Origin of the sequence: Desertibacillus haloalkaliphilus, from assembly GCF_019039105.1 — a bacterium.
Lineage (GTDB): Bacteria > Bacillota > Bacilli > Bacillales > KJ1-10-99 > Desertibacillus > Desertibacillus haloalkaliphilus.
On record NZ_JAHPIV010000197.1, the window covers coordinates 1 to 414 of the forward strand.

Genomic DNA, 414 nt, shown 5'->3' on the forward strand with positions numbered 1-414 from the left:
GTACTGAGCAGTAATGTCGGTACCGATCCCCATCCCTCCGGAAAACCTTCCCTGTAGATCGAAAATCAATCTTTCAAATACCCTGACCCATATTTTCTCTCCATTGGGCTTGACAAAATCGTATTCAAGATCGACAAAATCCTTTCCTTCGGTCAGGGCTTTGATGGTTTGGGATTTCACCAAATTAGCCTGGGGATGGACGGAATCTACCTTGAAAGCATCCACAAATTCTTCAATGGAATGACCTAAAACACTTTCGACTTCCTTGGATACTCTGGTGATTTCACCTTTATAGTCATGGAAAAAAACAAAGCCCTTCAATTCCTGCAAGAGGAGATTTTGCTGGTCAAAAAGCCTGGAAATTTCACCCAAGTTTTCCTCCTGAACTTTGATTGAATCCATGTTCCCTTTGAG

Annotated in this window: 1 protein-coding gene; it reads right to left on the reverse strand. The window is 42.3% G+C overall.

Annotation, left to right across the window (positions count from 1 at the left end; genetic code table 11):
- A partial coding sequence (locus tag KH400_RS21525) for a PAS domain S-box protein (RefSeq protein WP_217228124.1) occupies window positions 1-372 on the reverse strand: 372 nt, incomplete at its 3' end.
- Window positions 373-414: the final 42 nt, after the last annotated feature.